The organism is Phyllobacterium sp. P30BS-XVII, from assembly GCF_014138335.1.
Classification (GTDB): domain Bacteria; phylum Pseudomonadota; class Alphaproteobacteria; order Rhizobiales; family Rhizobiaceae; genus Phyllobacterium; species Phyllobacterium meliloti.
In genome coordinates this window covers 1,064,505-1,082,082 of record NZ_JACGXO010000001.1, presented here as the reverse complement: position 1 = coordinate 1,082,082, position 17,578 = coordinate 1,064,505, and the positions used below count along the sequence as shown (strand labels likewise).

The window sequence follows — 17,578 nt, the reverse complement described above, 5'->3', positions numbered from 1 at the left end:
TCAACGAAGCTGGCAGGAGTGGCAAGTTGCAATTTCAGATCATATTTCTTCCCTCACCACCGCCCATCCTGTAAAACCCTGATGCAATGAGCCAGTTAAGCACCATAATCGCTGCAACAAGCGGGATCGAGGACCGGCGATCCGCCTGCCCCGGATTGTTTCGCATGGCCAAAGCGCTCGACGGTTCGATATGCCGAATTAAACTGACTTTTGGTAACTTGAGCGCCGAACAGGCGCACCGCATTGCCGATGCATCGCGTCAGTTCGGCAATGGTGTTATCGAAATCACCAACCGTGCCAATCTGCAAATTCGCGGCGTGCGACCGGATACGGAAAACCCGTTGATTGCAGCCCTGCTTGCCGCAGGGCTTGGACCGCTGACTGACCGGGGCGATGATGTCCGCAATGTCATGATCAGCCCGATTGCAGGTGTTCTACCCCGCAAGGTCGATGTCAGGCCCCTCGCATCGCAATTGCTTGAAACCCTGCAGACCAGCCCTGCTTATCAAACCCTGTCGCCGAAATTTTCTATTTTTGTCGATGGCGGCGAAAGCGTCGCCATGGTGGAACATCCGCATGACATCTGGCTGAGCGCACTGGACGCAAATAGCGACAATCCACGTTTTGCCTTTGGGGTGGCGGGCACGCCGCCAACGCAAATGGATGATATCGCCGCCCTTGGTATTGTTGGTTCATCGCAGGCCTTCGATCTCGTCACGGCAATGCTCGATCTCTTTATCCAGTGGAATGCGATAAACCCGGCAGCGTCGCGCCTGCGCCATATGATTGCTGCCATTGGAACCGATGCATTTGTCACCGATCTGGAAAAGCGCGTGAATTTCCCGGTTCGCAATGACAATGCCGGCAAATGGCGCAGAACCTTACCCCGCTCGTATGGTCATCTCGGCCTTTTGCCGGAACGAAGCGATGCTTTCCGTCTTATCGGGGCTATGCCGCCATTGGGTCGGCTTTCCCCGGACAAACTGGATGCCTTGGCGCGGCTGGCTGAAAAAGCCAGCAAAGGCAAGCTGCGGGTAACGCCTTGGCAAAGCGTACTTCTGCTCGACATACCCGAAGCCGCAACCGCACATAGTTTGCGAGAGCTTGAAGCGCTTGATTTCGCCACACAACCCGACAATCCGCGCGCAACCATGATCAGCTGTTCAGGTTCGGCGGGCTGTGGATCGGCGCTGGCGGCAACCCAATCTGATGGTTTGAAGCTCGGCACTTTGTTGCAGGGCAAAGCGGCAAATCTCGCGGTGCATCTGACCGGCTGCACCAAATCCTGCGCCTCGCCTTCGGCCAAACCTGTCACGCTCGTTGCAACCGAACCGGGGTATTACGACATATTTCTGCGTGCGACCAATGGACCGTCGCGTTTTGGCAAGCTATTGGCTGCACATGTAACTATCGAGGAAGCTGCCGACTGTATCGGCAATCTTCCGCCCAATTCCGGCTCTGGGGGGCCAACGCATGTTTGATTATATCCGCGACGGTCAGGCGATCTATGATCGCTCCTTCGCCATTATCCGCTCCGAGGCTGACCTCACCCGCATTCCCGCCGATCTGGAAAAACTCGCCGTGCGTGTCGCCCATGCCTGCGGCATGGTGGATGTGATCGAAGATCTGGCTTTTTCCGCTGGTGCCGGAACGGCAGGAGTAGCCGCACTGGCAAAAGGCGCACCAATTCTCTGCGATGCGCGCATGGTGCTCGAAGGTGTTACGCGCGCCCGGCTACCTGCCAATAATGATGTCATATGCACCCTCTCCGATCCCTCGGTCGTTGGCTTGGCCCGCGAGATGGGTAATACCCGCTCGGCCGCAGCACTGGAATTATGGCGTCCACATCTTGCCGGAGCTGTTGTCGCTTTTGGCAATGCACCGACTGCCCTGTTTCGCCTTCTCGAAATGCTGGATGAAGGCGCTCCAAAACCGGCATTGATCCTCGGCTTCCCGGTGGGATTTGTCGGCGCCATGGAATCAAAAGCGGCGCTTGCTGAAAACAGTCACGGTGTTCCCTTCGTGGTTGTGCATGGCAGGCGGGGCGGCAGCGCAATGGCCGCCGCTGCAATCAATGCACTCGCTTCGGAGAAAGAATAATGCCGCAGCCAGGCCGGCTCTTTGGACTGGGCGTTGGTCCCGGCGATCCCGAACTCATCACCCTCAAGGCACTGCGCCTGTTACAGGCCGCGCCAGTCGTTGCCTATCATGCAGCCAAGGGTAAGAAGGGCAATGCATTGACCATTGTTGAGACCTATCTCAACGAAAACCAGTTGCTTGTTCCGCTTATCTATCCGGTGACGACGGAAAAGCTGCCCGCCCATATGAATTACGAAGCCATTGTCAGCGATTTCTACGGCGAGATCACCGGCGTGCTGCGAGGCTATCTGGATGCGGGCAAAGACGTCGCTGTCATCGCCGAGGGTGATCCGTTCTTCTACGGCTCCTTCATGTATATTCATGATCGGCTGGCCGAGGATTATGAAACGGAAGTGGTCCCGGGCGTGTGTTCGATCCTTGGCGGTGCAGCTGTGCTTGGCGCTCCGCTGGTTTATCGCAATCAGACGCTGACAGTTCTTTCCGGCGTGCTTCCTGCCAATGAGCTGAAAACGCGGCTTGCCGCAACGGAAGCGGCTGCCATCATGAAGCTCGGTAAAAACCTCGCCAAGGTGCGCGATGTCATTGCCGAACTCGGTCTGATGGACCGCGCCCTTTATGTCGAGCGCGCCACCATGGACGCGCAGCGCATTGTTCCCCTTCGTGATGTCGACCCAGATACCTCACCCTATTTCTCGCTGATTCTGGTGCCCGGCGAGAGATGGCAGGGCGGCGGCGAATGACACAGCTTGTGCTGATGGTCCTGAGCGCACAGGGCATGGAAACGGCCTTGCGGATCAAGGCTGCCTATCCCGGTGCTGCCATTTACGGGCTTGAAGGCCGCGTTAACGGCGCGGATCAGATTTACAGCAACTTTGGTGAAACGCTGCGCGAACATTATCGCAATGGCCATGCGATTGCCGCTCTGTGTTCTGCCGGGATTACCATCCGGGCATTGGCACCAATTCTTGAAAACAAGGGCGCAGAGCCGCCTGTGCTTGCGATCGCCGATGATGGCAGTGCCGTCGTGCCGCTTCTGGGCGGGACAACCGGCGTCAATGTATTGGCGCGGCAGCTATCGACAATTCTTGACGTCTCTCCTGCCATCACCACATCAGGGGAATTGCGGTTCGGCACCTGCCTGCTTAACCCACCTGCGGAATTTCATCTGAAAAACCCTGAGGATGGCAAGCGTTTCATTGCTGATCTGCTTGCTGGCAAGACAGTGCGCATTGATGGGCCAGCGCCGTGGCTGGAAGAGGCACGCCTGCCGGTTGATGAAAATGGCGCGATGCATATCCGCGTCACGCCCTTTGATGTTCTGCCGCAGAAAAGCGAGTTGGTCTTTCATCCGAAGGTCGCTGTCATTGGTGTGGCCGGAAATACCAGCGCCGATGATCTCAAGGCTGCTCTTGCTAGAGCTGGCATTGCTCTTGCCTCGGTCGTGTGTCTTGCCATTTCTGAAGAGGACAGTGCAAAGGCGTCGTTCCACCTGACAGCAGCAGAGCTTGATCTGCCACTGCGTATCCTTGCGGCAAAAGAAAACGATGCCACTGATATCGTATCGGCCTTCATCAAAGAGCCCGTCAGCCTGAGCGGCAATGGAAACCTGGCTATCGCCATCGCAGCTACCCCTGCGGATGTGACACTGGCCGGGCATCGCCGTGGCCGTCTTGCGGTTATCGGTCTTGGGCCGGGTGATCCGGATTTCATGATACCGGCGGTCAAACAGGAACTGCAACGCGCCGAAGACATCCTTGGCTACGAAACCTATGTGCGCATGGCCGGAACGTTCCGATCAGATCAGATCATCCATATGACCGATAATCGCGAGGAAATGCAGCGCGCCCGTCATGCCTTCGAACTTGCCGCTTCTGGCCGGTCTGTGGTGATGATTTCCTCCGGCGACCCCGGCGTGTTTGCCATGGCCGCCGCTGTGGTCGAAGCACTGCATGAATCGGATAATCCCGCATGGCACGGCGTTGATCTGCAGATTCTTCCCGGTGTTTCCGCAGCACTCGCCGCCGCCAGCCGCAGCGGCGCACCGCTCGGCCATGATTTCTGTATCCTGTCGCTATCAGACAATCTGAAACCATGGGATATTATCGAAAAGCGTATTGCGCTGGCTGCCGAGGCGGATTTTGCCATGGCCTTTTACAATCCGATTTCCAAACCCCGTCCGTGGCAATTGCCCCGCGCCATCGAAATATTGCGCCAGCACCGCGGACCGGAAACACCCATCGTACTTGGCCGGGATATTGGCCGCCCGGCGGAAACGTTGCGTGTCATCACACTTGATGACCTGACCGCCGAACAGGTTGATATGCGCACGGTCATCCTCGTCGGCTCATCGCTGACCCAGAGCTTTGATCGCACAGATGGCGGCAAATGGGTCTACACACCACGCTGGTACGGCACAAAGCCAGCTCACTAGGTGAAATCTCATCATTCTGTGACGAAAGATCATTTGACCGGACAGGAGAATGCCGGAAAAAGGACTGAGCGCTTCGCATTTGTATCGACGCGCTCAAGCAGTCGTCATTATGATCCCCGCCAATTATTCGCATCCCGGGAGCCTCACATGCCAAACAAGAACTACGTCCTCACCCTCTCATGCGAAGACAAGCCGGGGATTGTGGCATCGGTGACAACGGAGCTTGCGGCACTTGATGCCAATATTGCCGAGAGCAACCAGTTCTGGGATCGCCAGACCAACCGCTTCTTCATGCGCATTGCCTTTGCTGCTTCAGAAGCCACCTCCAAGGATGATGTCGAGCGGGCGCTGAAACCTGCCGTCGAGCGTTTCGGCATGAAGACAACCCTTGTTGATCAGGCCAAGAAGCCAAAGATCATCATTATGGTATCAAAATTCGACCATGCACTGCTGCACCTGATTTACCAGATCAAGGTTGGCTGGCTTGATGCGGAAGTGGCCGCCATCGTCTCCAACCATGAGGACAGCCGCCGCTTTGCCGAGCATGAGGGTATCCCCTACCATGTCCTGCCCGTTTCCAAGGACAACAAGAAGGAGCAGGAAGAAGCGCTTCTGAAGATCGTCAAGGACACCGGCGCTGATCTGGTCATTCTTGCCCGCTATATGCAGGTGCTGTCAGACAACATCTCCAAGCGCCTCTTTGGCAAGGTGATCAACATCCACCACTCCTTCCTGCCAAGCTTCAAGGGAGCCAAGCCCTATCATCAGGCCTTCGAGCGCGGCGTGAAGCTGATCGGTGCGACGGCACACTATGTCACCCCTGATCTGGATGAAGGTCCGATCATCGAGCAGGAGACCGAGCGGGTCAGCCACGCCATGAGCGCCGAGGACTTTGTTGCCACCGGCCGCGATATTGAAAGCCGGGTGCTGGCACGGGCGGTCAAGAAACATCTTGAATCCCGTGTCATGCTCAATGGCCATAAGACGGTGGTGTTCGGCTAAATCCCAAATCGGGCTTGCCGAATCTTCTCGACAAGCCCAGCTGCCCTTTAGGGTTTTTCTGCGAAATACGTTTCCAGATTGGTGACAACACGGTCCGCCATGGCCCGGCGTGTTTCTTCCGTGGCGCTGCCCATATGCGGTTGCAATATCACATTGTCGAGCGTGAACAGGGCTTCCGGCACATTGGGCTCATCGGCGAATACATCGAGCCCGGCACGGCCAAGTTCACCCGATTGCAGCAGCTCCACCAGCGCCACCTCATCCACCACCGTACCCCGCGCCACATTGATGAATGTTCCGTCAGGTCCGAGCGCCGTCAGTACCTCGCGCGAAATGACCCCTTGCGTTGCATCACCACCCGGCAGAATGGCGACCAGCGCCGCACTGTCCCGCGCAAGATCAACAAGATTGCCATAATAGGTATAAGGCGCATCGGGCTTTTTGTTGCGTGTGTGGTAGGCAACATCGCAGCCAAAAGCCAAAAGCTTTTCAGCGATCACGCTGCCGATACGTCCCAGCCCGACAAGCCCAACGCGCTTGCCTTCAATACCCAGAGCCAATGGTGCGTTCTCGCCCTTCGCCCAGCGTCCTTCGCGTACAAAGCGGTCATTTTTCACCAGATCACGCGTTGAGGCCAGAAGCAGCAACAGTGCCATATTTGCCGTGTCTTCGTTCAGGACGTCAGGTGTATTGGCTACCTTGATACCCTTCGTGTTGGCATAGGCCACATCGAGCGAATCCGTACCGACGCCAAAGGACGAAATGATTTCGACCGCAGGCAGGAGATCAATCATATCAGCCGTAATGCCGGTAAAAGTGCTTGTCACCGCAGCGCGGAAACGACCGGCATTCTCCTGAAGAAACCGTAACGCGTCCTTTTCCTCATAGAGTTTTTCGACCGCATATCTTTTCTCCAGTTCAGCCAGCAAATAGGGCATGAGACGGCCGAGCACGAGAACCGGTTGTTTGGTCATGAATGGGTATCCTTTGGAAATGACACGGGTAGGAACCCGATCATAATCAGACTGCCGGGCTTATGCCAAATGTTCGATTTAAATTTACCTGTAAAATAAATAATCGTATATGACTTTTGATGCACATTCATACAATTCTAGTGATTGTCGCTCGATCATTGCTATTGTTAAAAACAAGAACAGAAACCTCCGGACGGAACCGATGACCAATCCTATTGAAATTGCCGATCTGAAAAGGCTCGCCCAGCGCCGCGTACCAAAAATGTTCTTCGATTACGCGGATTCAGGTGCCTGGACGGAGAGTACCTACCGCGCCAATGAGGAGGATTTCCGTAAGATCCAGCTGCGCCAGCGCGTCGCCGTGGATATGACCGACCGGACGCTGCAAAGCACCATGGCCGGACAGACCGTCTCCATGCCTGTTGCTCTCGCTCCGACAGGTCTGACGGGCATGCAGCATGCGGATGGCGAAATGCTGGCGGCACAGGCAGCCGAAGAATTCGGCGTTCCCTTCACCCTGTCCACCATGAGTATCTGCTCGATTGAGGATGTCGCCTCGGTGACGAAGAAGCCTTTCTGGTTCCAGCTCTATGTGATGCGCGACCGGGATTTCATCTATAATCTCATCGACCGCGCCAAGGCTGCAAAATGCTCGGCCCTTGTGCTGACCCTTGATCTGCAAATTCTTGGCCAGCGCCACAAGGATGTGCGCAATGGTCTGTCCGCTCCACCCAAATTCACCGCCAGACACATCTGGCAAATGGCAACACGCCCGCAATGGTGCCTTGGCATGCTCAAAACCGAGCGCCGTACATTCCGGAACATTGTCGGCCACGCCAAGGGTGTTGGCGACCTGTCCTCGCTCGGCACATGGACGGACGAACAATTTGACCCGCGCTTGTCCTGGAACGATGTCGCCTGGATCAAGGAGCGTTGGGGCGGCAAGCTGATCCTCAAGGGTATTCTTGACGTTGAAGACGCCCGCATGGCGGTTTCAACCGGTGCAGATGCAATCATCGTGTCCAACCATGGCGGCCGCCAGCTGGATGGCGCGCCCTCCTCAATCTCCGTTCTCGCCGATATTGTCGATGCGGTTGGCGACAAGATCGAAGTGCTGTTTGATGGCGGCATCCGTTCGGGACAGGATGTGCTCAAAGCACTTGCCATCGGCGCCAAGGGCACCTTTATCGGCCGCGCATTCCTTTATGGGCTTGGTGCCGGCGGCAAACAGGGCGTCACGCAGGCGCTGGAGATTATCCGCAAGGAGCTGGATGTTACCATGGCGCTGTGCGGCGAGCGTGACGTCAAGAATCTCGACCGCAATAATCTCTACAAGAGCGGCCTTGAAACCAAGCCTCGCGTGGCCGCAGCAAAGAAAAAGCGCGCTTGATCAGACAAGCCATGCCCCGAACCCGTTGTCGGTTCGGGGCGCGGCTCCCCACCCAATTGCTTGATTTTATGTTCGCCTGACCATTTGAAATTATGATTCACCTACTGGTGTTTCGGCCGTTTCCGGTCGATCGTCATTCCATTTTCTTGGTAATTGGAACAAGTTTGTCACGCGGGACAAATTTGGGCGGATCAACGTGCCAGGTTCTTTTCTTCCACATGCTCCGGTCTTCAAGCCGTTTTCCATTGAACATGTAAAGCGACTTGTGGGTATAAAGCACCTGCGGCGTCTTCGGACCCCAGATATAATCATGTTCGGTTACGTCGGTAACGAGGGTTACGTTTCCGTAAGGCTCGCGATTATTGTAACTGGTTTCGTGGATCTCGATGAGGACCCAATCCTTTGGGACCATCGCATACTTCTTCTGTACGGGAAGCTTATGGTCCATGATGGCGTCAGCAAGATCAGCCCATTTACTTCCTTGCAGTTCGAACCCTTTCTCCTCAACAGAAGGATTGCCGGCTCGTGCGTAAACAACACGCCGTATCATCGCGGGTGCAGCATTCGCAGATGGTTTGGCAAGAGGTGGCGGCGTAATTTTTGTCCATGCAGAGACTTCTACTGCCCGATAAAACGCATCTTCAGTACCGTCCGCCACGCCGGATGCCGCGGCTACAGATTCGCCCTGGCCGTACACAGCCTCCCCGACGCGCGCACGAACAACTCCCTTTGTTGCAGCTTTCAAATAGTCATAGGTTGCGTAGGCTCTATCGGTCGAAAGCTTGGAATTGAAATCAGTTCCCCCGCTTCGGCTTGCCAGTCCCGCGATTGAAACGCTGCCACCGGCTTTCAAAATCGGGACGATTTTTTGATCCAGCGCTGTTTTGTGCGTGTCCGTCAGAACTGATGAGCTAATGGCAAAGCCAGTTAAACGAATCTGCGCGCGTTCCACCGTCGAATAATCGTGTATCGCACCTTTGATCGGCGAACCAACATTGGGCATGATTTCCTCGCGAGCTGGGTTCAAACGACACCCGATCTTGCGTGGTTAGCGATCAATACGAAACGAAAAATATTCACTAGTGAATTGATTGGTACGCCCAAGGGGAATCGAACCCCTGTTTGCGCCGTGAGAGGGCGCCGTCCTGACCGCTAGACGATGGGCGCGCAGTCGATTGGGCGGGTATAATCAAGCAAATCAAAAAGCGCAATGACCAATTGATAGAGATTGATCATCGCACCTTCATCGATGCCTTAATTGGCGGCTTCCGAAATGCGCGCAACCACGCGCTTGGTGGCCACATCATAGACGAGAATCTGCCGTGTACCGTTGGCCAGCCTTGTTTCCAGCGACAGCATAGACCCCGAAAGATTATGCGACAGAACCCGAGTGCCCGGATCTAGCGTGATAGCTTCCCCCACCAGCGCATCGCCAATCGGCTGCCCCGGCGCAGGAGCGGCGATAGCCGTTTGCTTGGCTGTTCCACCCACCGGCTGGTTAATCTTGTAGACAATGGCTGCAAGCACCGCCATAAGACCAATCACCATAATGCCGATGGAAACAGCCAGAAGCCGGATCATCTTGCGGCGCACCCGTTCCATTGCAGGATCGAGCGGCTGCTCTTCCGTTTCTGTATCAGCATTGATATTGGCCATGTATGGCATTCTCCGAGGTTTCGAAACCAAGCCTCTGTAACGAAGGGACGCGGTCTTTGAAAGAGCTAATTACCGATAGTGAGGCAACGGGCAAGCGTCTTGACGCTTGGCTTTCAGCGCAACTCGCACCGGATTTGTCCCGCAACCGCATTCAGGTGCTCATTGCCGATGGTCAGGTGACGGTCGATGGCAAGGTTGTGCGCGAGACAAAACACAAGCTGCGCGAAGGTATTACCATCACCGTTGAGATACCCGAACCGGAAGACGCAACGCCCGCGGGCGAAGATATCGCGCTTGATATTCTCTATGAAGATGCGGACCTCATCGTCATAAACAAGCCAGCAGGTCTTGTGGTTCACCCCGGCAACGGCAACTGGACCGGCACCCTCGTCAACGCGCTGATCTATCATTGCGGTGATACGCTTTCCGGCGTTGGCGGCGTGAAGCGGCCCGGCATCGTTCATCGCCTTGATAAGGAAACCAGCGGCGTCATGGTCGTGGCCAAGAATGACCTTGCCCACCGCCATCTGAGCGCCCAGTTTGCCGATCACGGCCGCACCGGCGATCTGGAGCGGGCCTATCTGGCACTTGTCTGGGGCACACCGGACCGCAAGACCGGCACCATTGACGCGCCGCTCGGCCGTTCGCATCGCGACCGCACCAAACAGGCCGTCGTGCATGAAGAGCGCGATGATGCGCGCCACGCGGTCACGCATTTCGACGTGCAGGAACGCTTTGGCGCCAAAGAGGATTCGACGGCAGTTGCCTCCCTCATTGAATGCCGTCTGGAGACGGGCCGCACCCACCAGATTCGCGTGCATATGGCGCATATCGGCCACCCCCTGCTTGGCGATGTGGAATATGGCGGTGCCTATAAGACCAAGGCCAACAAGCTGGCAGAACCGCTGCAAAGCGTCGTCAAGGGTTTTTCAAGGCAGGCGCTGCATGCGCAGGTTTTGGCTTTCGAACATCCATCCACCGGCGAAATCATGCGATTTGAAGTCGGCGCCCCTGATGATATGGCTGAATTGCTCGAGGCATTCCGCACCACTCCCCTCTAGGCCAGCGCACACAGAAAAAATCAAAAAGACTTGCGAAACTTTATTTCATACCGTACGTTATAGAACGCAGGCGGAAATCCTGACTCTATTGTTCACATTTATGTGACAAAATGTTTCGGTTCTTAATGCATCGTGTTTTTGACAAAATGCTACCTATATATGGATAGCATTAATCCGGTCGTGCCGCGCAATGCGGGCGGCCGGTTGCTGCGAACCCGCCGGTAATGGGGGTTCATTTCACAATGAGGAGGGGTGCTCAGTGGCCCAAAATCTTCCAAGTATTGTAGCTGGTGACGGTGGTTTGACCCGTTACCTCGAAGAGATTCGCCGTTTTCCCATGCTCGAACCGCAGGAAGAGTACATGCTCGCCAAGCGGTATCTGGAGCATGCCGATCCGAAAGCGGCTCATAGACTAGTGACCAGCCATCTACGGCTCGTCGCCAAGATTGCCATGGGTTATCGCGGTTACGGCCTGCCGATTGGCGAAGTTATTTCCGAAGGCAATGTCGGCCTGATGCAGGCGGTCAAACGCTTTGAGCCGGAACGCGGCTTCCGTTTGGCAACCTATGCCATGTGGTGGATCAAGGCCTCGATTCAGGAATATGTCCTGCGGTCGTGGAGCCTTGTGAAAATGGGCACGACAGCCAACCAGAAGCGCCTGTTCTTCAACCTGCGCAAGGTGAAGAGCAAGATTCAGGCGCTTGATGATGGCGACCTTAACCCTGAACAGGTCAAGGAAATCGCAACACGCCTCAGCGTATCCGAGGACGAGGTCGTATCGATGAACCGCCGGCTTTCCGGCGATGCGTCGCTCAATGCTCCAATCCGCTCCGCCGACGGCGAAGCTGGCGGCGACTGGCAGGATTGGCTTGTTGATGACCACGACAGCGCCGAGGAAATGCTGATTGAACAGGATGAACTGGAGAACCGGCGCGAAATGCTCACCGGAGCCATGTCATCGCTCAATGATCGTGAACGGCGCATTTTCCAGGCCCGCCGTCTGGCTGATGATCCGATAACGCTCGAAGATTTGTCGACCGAATTCGGCATCAGCCGGGAACGTGTGCGCCAGATCGAAGTACGTGCCTTTGAAAAGGTGCAGGACGCGGTGAAAGCCGCTGCCATCAAACAGCAGAAGGCGCTCGTCTCGACAGGTTCCGACGCCCGCTAAACGCTGCCCCACGACGAACATAAAGGCTCCGGATTTCCGGGGCTTTTTTGTTTCAATACTTACCGATTCGGCGATGTCACGCAGATATCGACGCAGTAAAAGCGTAGATAATATTGACAAAAATACCGAGTAGAATCAGCCTGACGGCAAACGAGTCACCACAGGCAGTTTTCCATGTTCACCCTTATACCCGCGACTGTAGAGGATTTTGACCGGCTCCTGCAATTACGCCTTCGTTGTATGCGCGAAAGTCTGGAACGCATTGGCCGCTTCGATGAATGGCGTGCCTATGACCGTTTTCGCAACTCCTATCGACCGCATTATACCCGCCTGATTATGACGCCGAATGGGCGCATGGCCGGATGTGTAGCCATGGGTCCGGTTGATGGACATTTGCTGCTTGAGCATTTCTATGTCGAGCCCGAACAGCAGGGCAAAGGTTTAGGCAGCGCCGTTCTGCACCAATTGCTTGGCGAAGCTGACACCGCCAGACTACCCATTCGTTTGAGCGTCCTCCAGCAAAGTGAAGCTGGGCGCTTTTATGCACGGCATGGCTTCAAACAGACGGGCGAGGACGAGTGGGACGTTTATTACGAACGCCAGCCGAAGACGGCACCCATTCGGCAAACGGATGCCATCGCATGAAGATCAGGGCCGCAATTCCTGCCGAAAAGGACCAGATTTGCAACGTGCTCCGTCGTTCGATCGCAGAGCTATGCACTGCCGATCATGCCGGTGATCCTACCCGGCTTGATCCATGGCTCTTCAACAAAACCCCTGAAAATGTGCTGGCATGGATGAACGATCCAACTGCACGCATGCTGGTTGCTGTCGACGGCACAACAATACTCGGTATTGGCTCGGCCAACGCATCCGGCGAAATCACCCTCAATTATGTCTCGCCGGATGCGCGCTTTCGCGGTGTCAGCAAGGCCATATTGGGTGAGCTTGAAAATTACCTGCGAGAGCAGGGAAACAACTTGAGCAAACTGACAAGCACAAGCACCGCCCATGGCTTTTATAAAGCCTGTGGTTACAGGGATAGTGGTCCGGCACAGAAACACCGGCAGATCAACACACAGCCGATGGAAAAACAACTCTGACAATAAAGGCTCCGTTTCCGGAGCCTTTATTGTCATCAGGTGACAGCGATATATTAACCGCCAGCTTTTGCTGCCCAGGATTTCAGGACATCGTCGAAAGCCTTCTCACCGGGCAGACCCTTTTCAAGGGTCAGGAGCGCGCGGCGTCCCGTCTTGTAGGCAATCGGGATATCGATCCACGACTGACGGCGCAGCAGGGACATGTTTGTGTCAACAGCAGTCTTGGCGTCATTCATTGCAATGATGAAGAAATTATCGGCAATCTTGGCCGGGATGCCGACAAGCGGGCTGCCCGGAGCCTGTTCCGTATCCTTCAGCGTCATGCGTGACACGGTGTCGATTGAACCACCGGGGAAGCCATCAGGAACCGTGAAGATCATTTCAACGAGATGGCTTGCTGGCAGCGTCTTGTCACCATTGCGGCGGATGACCATACGCAGCTTGATACCGCGATCCGGAATCGTCACTTCAGCGCGAATTGCCGGTTCCGGTGGCAGATCATTGCCGGGTGATTCCTGCACCACAGACCAGACAACCCCGCCCGCATCCGCAGTACCGGCATCTTGACCGGAGCGCTCCTCATAGAAGAACGCCTTCTGACCAATCGGCAAGGCAGCCGGAGGCTGTGTCTGGCCAGCGGGTGCTGTAGGTTGCTGTGTCTGTCCCTGTGCCGCTGGCGGCTGGGCAGGCTGCTGATCCGGCGTAGAAGCGGCAACCGATGTGCCCTCACCCAGTGATGGTGTATCATTGGCCGGGCCCGGGTTGATTTCCTGACCATCCGGCAACAGACGCTGCGTCAGTTTCGGTTCGGGCTTCGCATCCGATGCGCCCGGTGCCGTAGGCGTTGCCGGTGTCGGCTGGGCCGCCGGTTGTGCAGGCTGTTCCGTCTTTACAGGTGGTGTCGCAGGCTGGTTAGCGGCTGTCTCGGCTGGCTTCGCAGGCGTTTTGTCGCCCCCGCTGGTGAGGCTGGCAAGATAGGTCTTTACCGACGCGGCCCGTGCTGAAATCTGGTCTTTGTAAGTCCAGCCCGCATAGGCTCCGCCTGCGATAATAACCAGCAGGCCAAGCAGGCTCAGCAGCGGCACCAGCGAACGCTTCGGCTTTGGCTGCTTCAGCGGACCGCGTGTGTAAACGCCATAATCACTGGGGCCACGATCGGTTGAATCAAGCTCAGGCTCATTATCAAACTCTTCTTCCGGACCGCGACCAGCTTTCAGATCGCCCCCCGAGAACGATCCGGCAAGCGGACGTTCATCGCGGAAACTCTCTTCCTTGGGCTCGATCGGCTTGGCACCTGTCGAACCATGGGTCGTCAGAAAATCTTCAAGCGCATCGGATTGAGCAAGCGGCTTGGTAAAGGACGGCGCAGGAACCACTGGCGGCGCAGCAACAGGCGCAGGCTTTGGTGCTTCCGGGGCCGGTTCTGGTTTTGCGACAATGGGTGCTGCCACAACAGGCGGCGCCGGAGCAGGAACCGGCGGCGCAACAGGAATGGGTTCGATGACAGGCTTTGGATCTTCCAGAGCAACTGCAAAACCGGACTCGACCTCAATGATCGCATCTTCCAGTGATTGCTTCTGACGGACGGCCACAGCCTCCGGCGCATTCAGCGTCGCAAGCTTCTGCTCAATCGTTGCGCGAGCCTTTGCATACACACGTTGGCGAAGCTCCGGAGTTGGGTCCGCGAGCCCGTCAATTGTCTTTCTCAATACTGCAACGAAATCTGCCATTCACCCAAACCTATGGTTTTGTTGTGAGATTAACCTCGAAACCTGTTTGCGACTCTAATCATGAAACGGGTCGGTAACAAGTATTGTATCGTCACGTTCCGGGCTGGTCGAAAGCAACGCAATCGGCGCACCGATCAGTTCTTCCAGATAACGCGCATATTTTACCGCCTGTGCGGGCAGTTCGCTCCAGCTGCGCGCACCGGCTGTGGTCTCTTTCCAGCCCTCAAGTGTCTCGTAAATCGGCTTCACGCGCGCCTGAGCGCCCTGGCTGGCTGGCAGGTAGTCAATGATCTCGCCATCCAGTTCATAGCTGGTGCAAACCTTGATTTCATCCAGACCGTCAAGAACATCGAGTTTGGTCAAGGCAATACCGCTGATGCCATTATTGGCAACGGCCTGACGCACGAGAACCGCATCGAACCAGCCACAGCGGCGCTTACGGCCGGTGACAACACCAAACTCGTGGCCACGCTGGCCAAGGAACTCGCCAACTTCGTTCTGCTGTTCCGTCGGGAAAGGACCTTCACCCACGCGGGTCGTATAGGCCTTGGTGATACCAAGCACATAATGCAGTGAGCCCGGTCCGATACCGGAACCGGCAGAAGCCTGACCGGCCACAGTGTTGGACGAAGTGACAAAAGGATAAGTGCCATGGTCGATATCAAGCAGCGTGCCCTGCGCGCCTTCAAACAGAATGCGCTCGCCTGCCCGCTTCTTCTGGTCAAGCACGTACCAGACGCGATCCATGAACGGGATGATGTGTGGAGCAGCGTCAAGCAGTTCAGCTAAAATCTTGGAACCATCGACTTCTTCAATGCCAAGACCGCGACGCAGTGGATTGTGATGGGCCAGCAGCCGCTCGATCTTCGCAGGCAGCGTATCGGGATCGGCAAGATCAAGCACATGAATGGCACGGCGGCCAACCTTGTCTTCATAAGCCGGGCCGATGCCGCGACCCGTTGTACCGATCTTGGTGCCGGAATTGGAGGCTTCACGACGGCGATCAAGCTCACCATGGAGGGAGAGGATCAGCGTCGTATTTTCGGCAATCTTCAGCGTTTCAGGGGTGATAACCACGCCCTGCGCTTCGAGTTTCTTCTTTTCGGCAATGAATGCATGCGGGTCGAAAACCACGCCGTTTCCGATGATCGAGAGCTTGCCCTTGCGCACCACGCCCGATGGCAACAACGACAATTTGTAGGTGACACCATCAACAACCAGCGTATGACCGGCATTGTGCCCGCCCTGAAAGCGGACAATGATATCGGCCCGTTCGGAAAGCCAATCGACAATCTTGCCCTTGCCCTCATCACCCCACTGGGAGCCGATCACCACAACATTAGCCATTCAAAACTCCTCGAGTCACAACCTCGTCATGCATTTTTTGCCAAATGCGGTGCTTCTATACAGGCTGGTTCATAAAAGCGCGACAATTCTTTCGGCTGAAGCGTGGTGAATTTGCCATTATCAAACGAATAAACCTATTGTTCTTGCAGTGAAGCAACACTTCCTCCGCCAGTATAAGCAGCAACGCACCATGAACCGTACCGCATACATCTTTTTGCTAATGACTGCTCTTCTGTGGGGCGGCAATGCCGTGGCGGGTAAACTTGCGGTCGGACACATATCGCCGATGCTTTTGACACTGCTGCGCTGGATGCTGGCATTTCTGTTCATCGCTGCAATCAGCACCAGGCAAATCCGCAACGACTGGAAAGTGCTGCGTGCGAACCTCCCCCTTCTCGCGGCTTTGGGGGCTTTTGGCTTCACCTTCTTCAACATGGCTCTCTACAGCGCACTGAACTATACTTCAGCGATCAATGTCACCATCGAGCAGGCAGGCGTGCCCATGGTGATTTTTGTCGCCAATTTCCTGCTCTTTGGCATGGCTGTGCGACCCGGCCAGATAGTGGGCTTCAGCCTGTCGCTTATCGGCGTGGCTATAACTGCGGGCCATGGCAGTTTTCTCAAACTTGCCGAACTAGAGGTCAATGAGGGCGACGCGCTGATGCTTCTCGCCGTGCTGCTTTACAGTGGCTACACGGTGGCTTTGCGCTTTCGCCCGGCCATTCACTGGCAAAGCCTGATGACAGTCATGACATTCTTTGCCTTTATCACCGCCATCCCCTTCACAATCTGGGAATGGCGGGACGGCGCAATGATCGCCCCTGATTTCACCGGTATCATGATTGTGCTTTATACGGCTATTCTGCCCTCGCTTGCCGCGCAGGTACTGTTCATCAAGGGCGTTGAATATATCGGTGCCAACCGTGCAGGCCTGTTCATCAATGCCGTACCCATCTTTGGCACATTTCTGGCGGTCATCCTGCTGGGCGAGGCATTTCATCTGTACCATGCCATCGCTCTGGTGCTGGTTCTCGGCGGAATTGGCATTGCCGAAATCAGCGGGCGCAAGCACGCAGCTGCGTGATCAGATGAGCTTTCGCACCATGAAACAGGCATCATCAGAATAGGATTTGAGCTTTGCGTCGAGTTCCGGGCGGCTCACCACCTCAAATCCCTGCTTCTGCCAGAAGCCGACCGAGTTGTTGACCGAGACCAGCGACATGGTTTCAAGCCCTTCCGCCTTTGCCTGATCGGCTAAGATCGAAACAATGCGCGGCGCAGCGCCACTACCGCGTGATGCGGGCATCAGCGCAATATCATGCAGATAATAGGTTGTTGGATGATCGGGTATCTGCCCAAGCAGGCTATTGAGCGCAGGCGTTGTGTAAAGCTGCCATGGATGGGTAATCGCATAGCCAAACAATTCGCCGTTGTGCCCTTCCAGCACAAAGCAGCCTTTACCATAAAGACGCATACGCTCCAGATAAACCGCATCATCCTCATAAAAATCCGTGTGGATGACGGCCGCCATGGCGATGACAGAAGCGAGATCTCCCGCTTCCATCAAACGCCAGTTCAGTGCATGTGTTGAAGATGCTGCCATGCAACGTCTC

At 55.8% G+C, this 17,578-nt stretch carries 17 protein-coding genes and 1 tRNA gene; 11 read left to right on the top strand and 7 right to left on the bottom strand.

The genetic code is table 11. The features are described 5' to 3' along the window. Positions 1 to 86 precede the first annotated feature (86 nt). The 5 genes from cobG (at position 87) to purU (ending at position 5,533) form a co-directional block, all read left to right on the top strand. Positions 87 to 1,481, top strand: a complete 1,395-nt coding sequence (cobG, locus tag FHW17_RS05375; protein WP_281410731.1) for a precorrin-3B synthase — start codon at positions 87 to 89, stop codon at positions 1,479 to 1,481. Continuing rightward, a complete protein-coding gene (locus FHW17_RS05370) occupies positions 1,474 to 2,100 on the top strand; it encodes a precorrin-8X methylmutase (RefSeq protein WP_182509346.1) in 627 nt (208 codons plus the stop codon). Before cobG ends, FHW17_RS05370 begins: the two co-directional genes overlap by 8 nt. Further along, positions 2,100 to 2,840: a precorrin-2 C(20)-methyltransferase gene (locus FHW17_RS05365; protein WP_182509345.1), complete on the top strand. Its 741-nt coding sequence runs from the start codon at positions 2,100 to 2,102 to the stop codon at positions 2,838 to 2,840. The genes FHW17_RS05370 and FHW17_RS05365 overlap by 1 nt, the downstream gene beginning before the upstream one ends. Then, positions 2,837 to 4,531: a precorrin-3B C(17)-methyltransferase gene (cobJ, locus tag FHW17_RS05360; RefSeq protein WP_182509344.1), complete on the top strand. Its 1,695-nt coding sequence runs from the start codon at positions 2,837 to 2,839 to the stop codon at positions 4,529 to 4,531. The genes FHW17_RS05365 and cobJ overlap by 4 nt, the downstream gene beginning before the upstream one ends. Positions 4,532 to 4,678: 147 nt before the next feature. After that, positions 4,679 to 5,533 (top strand): formyltetrahydrofolate deformylase, encoded by an 855-nt coding sequence (purU, locus tag FHW17_RS05355; protein WP_182509343.1) that lies wholly within the window; start codon positions 4,679 to 4,681, stop codon positions 5,531 to 5,533. 47 nt (positions 5,534 to 5,580) lie between these two features. On the opposite strand, the gene FHW17_RS05350 is transcribed toward purU, so the two are convergent. After that, a complete protein-coding gene (locus FHW17_RS05350; protein ID WP_182509342.1) occupies positions 5,581 to 6,507 on the bottom strand; it encodes a 2-hydroxyacid dehydrogenase in 927 nt (308 codons plus the stop codon). 202 nt (positions 6,508 to 6,709) lie between these two features. Between FHW17_RS05350 and FHW17_RS05345 the strand changes: the two genes are divergently transcribed. Then, a complete protein-coding gene (locus tag FHW17_RS05345; RefSeq protein WP_182509341.1) occupies positions 6,710 to 7,897 on the top strand; it encodes an alpha-hydroxy acid oxidase in 1,188 nt (395 codons plus the stop codon). A gap of 133 nt (positions 7,898 to 8,030) precedes the next feature. On the opposite strand, the gene FHW17_RS05340 is transcribed toward FHW17_RS05345, so the two are convergent. From FHW17_RS05340 to FHW17_RS05330, 3 genes are all read right to left on the bottom strand, one after another. Further along, positions 8,031 to 8,900: an OmpA family protein gene (locus FHW17_RS05340; RefSeq protein ID WP_182509340.1), complete on the bottom strand. Its 870-nt coding sequence runs from the start codon at positions 8,898 to 8,900 to the stop codon at positions 8,031 to 8,033. Positions 8,901 to 8,989: 89 nt separating this feature from the next. Continuing rightward, positions 8,990 to 9,064: transfer RNA gene (locus FHW17_RS05335), tRNA-Glu, on the bottom strand. A gap of 87 nt (positions 9,065 to 9,151) precedes the next feature. Beyond that, positions 9,152 to 9,553, bottom strand: coding sequence for a fimbrial protein (locus tag FHW17_RS05330; protein ID WP_182509339.1), 402 nt, complete (start codon positions 9,551 to 9,553; stop codon positions 9,152 to 9,154). Between the two features lie 2 nt (positions 9,554 to 9,555). On the opposite strand from FHW17_RS05330, the gene FHW17_RS05325 reads away from it, so the two are divergent. The 4 genes from FHW17_RS05325 (at position 9,556) to FHW17_RS05310 (ending at position 12,888) form a co-directional block, all read left to right on the top strand. Continuing rightward, a complete protein-coding gene (locus FHW17_RS05325; RefSeq protein ID WP_182509338.1) occupies positions 9,556 to 10,614 on the top strand; it encodes an RluA family pseudouridine synthase in 1,059 nt (352 codons plus the stop codon). Between the two features lie 259 nt (positions 10,615 to 10,873). After that, complete coding sequence (gene rpoH / locus FHW17_RS05320; protein WP_091879894.1) at positions 10,874 to 11,785, top strand: RNA polymerase sigma factor RpoH; 912 nt, start codon at positions 10,874 to 10,876, stop codon at positions 11,783 to 11,785. A 174-nt stretch (positions 11,786 to 11,959) separates the two neighbouring features. After that, positions 11,960 to 12,430: a GNAT family N-acetyltransferase gene (locus FHW17_RS05315; RefSeq protein ID WP_182509337.1), complete on the top strand. Its 471-nt coding sequence runs from the start codon at positions 11,960 to 11,962 to the stop codon at positions 12,428 to 12,430. Then, positions 12,427 to 12,888: a GNAT family N-acetyltransferase gene (locus FHW17_RS05310; RefSeq protein ID WP_182509336.1), complete on the top strand. Its 462-nt coding sequence runs from the start codon at positions 12,427 to 12,429 to the stop codon at positions 12,886 to 12,888. The genes FHW17_RS05315 and FHW17_RS05310 overlap by 4 nt, the downstream gene beginning before the upstream one ends. Before the next feature lie 53 nt (positions 12,889 to 12,941). Here FHW17_RS05310 and FHW17_RS25435 read toward each other — a convergent pair whose 3' ends face one another. Beyond that, the gene (locus FHW17_RS25435) at positions 12,942 to 14,618 is read right to left on the bottom strand and encodes a hypothetical protein (protein WP_182509335.1); all 1,677 of its coding nucleotides are present in this window, start codon (positions 14,616 to 14,618) and stop codon (positions 12,942 to 12,944) included. A gap of 54 nt (positions 14,619 to 14,672) precedes the next feature. Further along, the gene (locus tag FHW17_RS05300; protein ID WP_112525290.1) at positions 14,673 to 15,965 is read right to left on the bottom strand and encodes an adenylosuccinate synthase; all 1,293 of its coding nucleotides are present in this window, start codon (positions 15,963 to 15,965) and stop codon (positions 14,673 to 14,675) included. A gap of 190 nt (positions 15,966 to 16,155) precedes the next feature. Here FHW17_RS05300 and FHW17_RS05295 point away from each other — a divergent pair, with 190 nt between their 5' ends. After that, entirely contained in the window at positions 16,156 to 17,049 is an 894-nt protein-coding gene (locus FHW17_RS05295; protein WP_182509334.1) for a DMT family transporter, read from the top strand. Here FHW17_RS05295 and FHW17_RS05290 read toward each other — a convergent pair whose 3' ends face one another. After that, positions 17,050 to 17,568, bottom strand: a complete 519-nt coding sequence (locus FHW17_RS05290) for a GNAT family N-acetyltransferase (RefSeq protein WP_112525294.1) — start codon at positions 17,566 to 17,568, stop codon at positions 17,050 to 17,052. Positions 17,569 to 17,578: the final 10 nt, after the last annotated feature.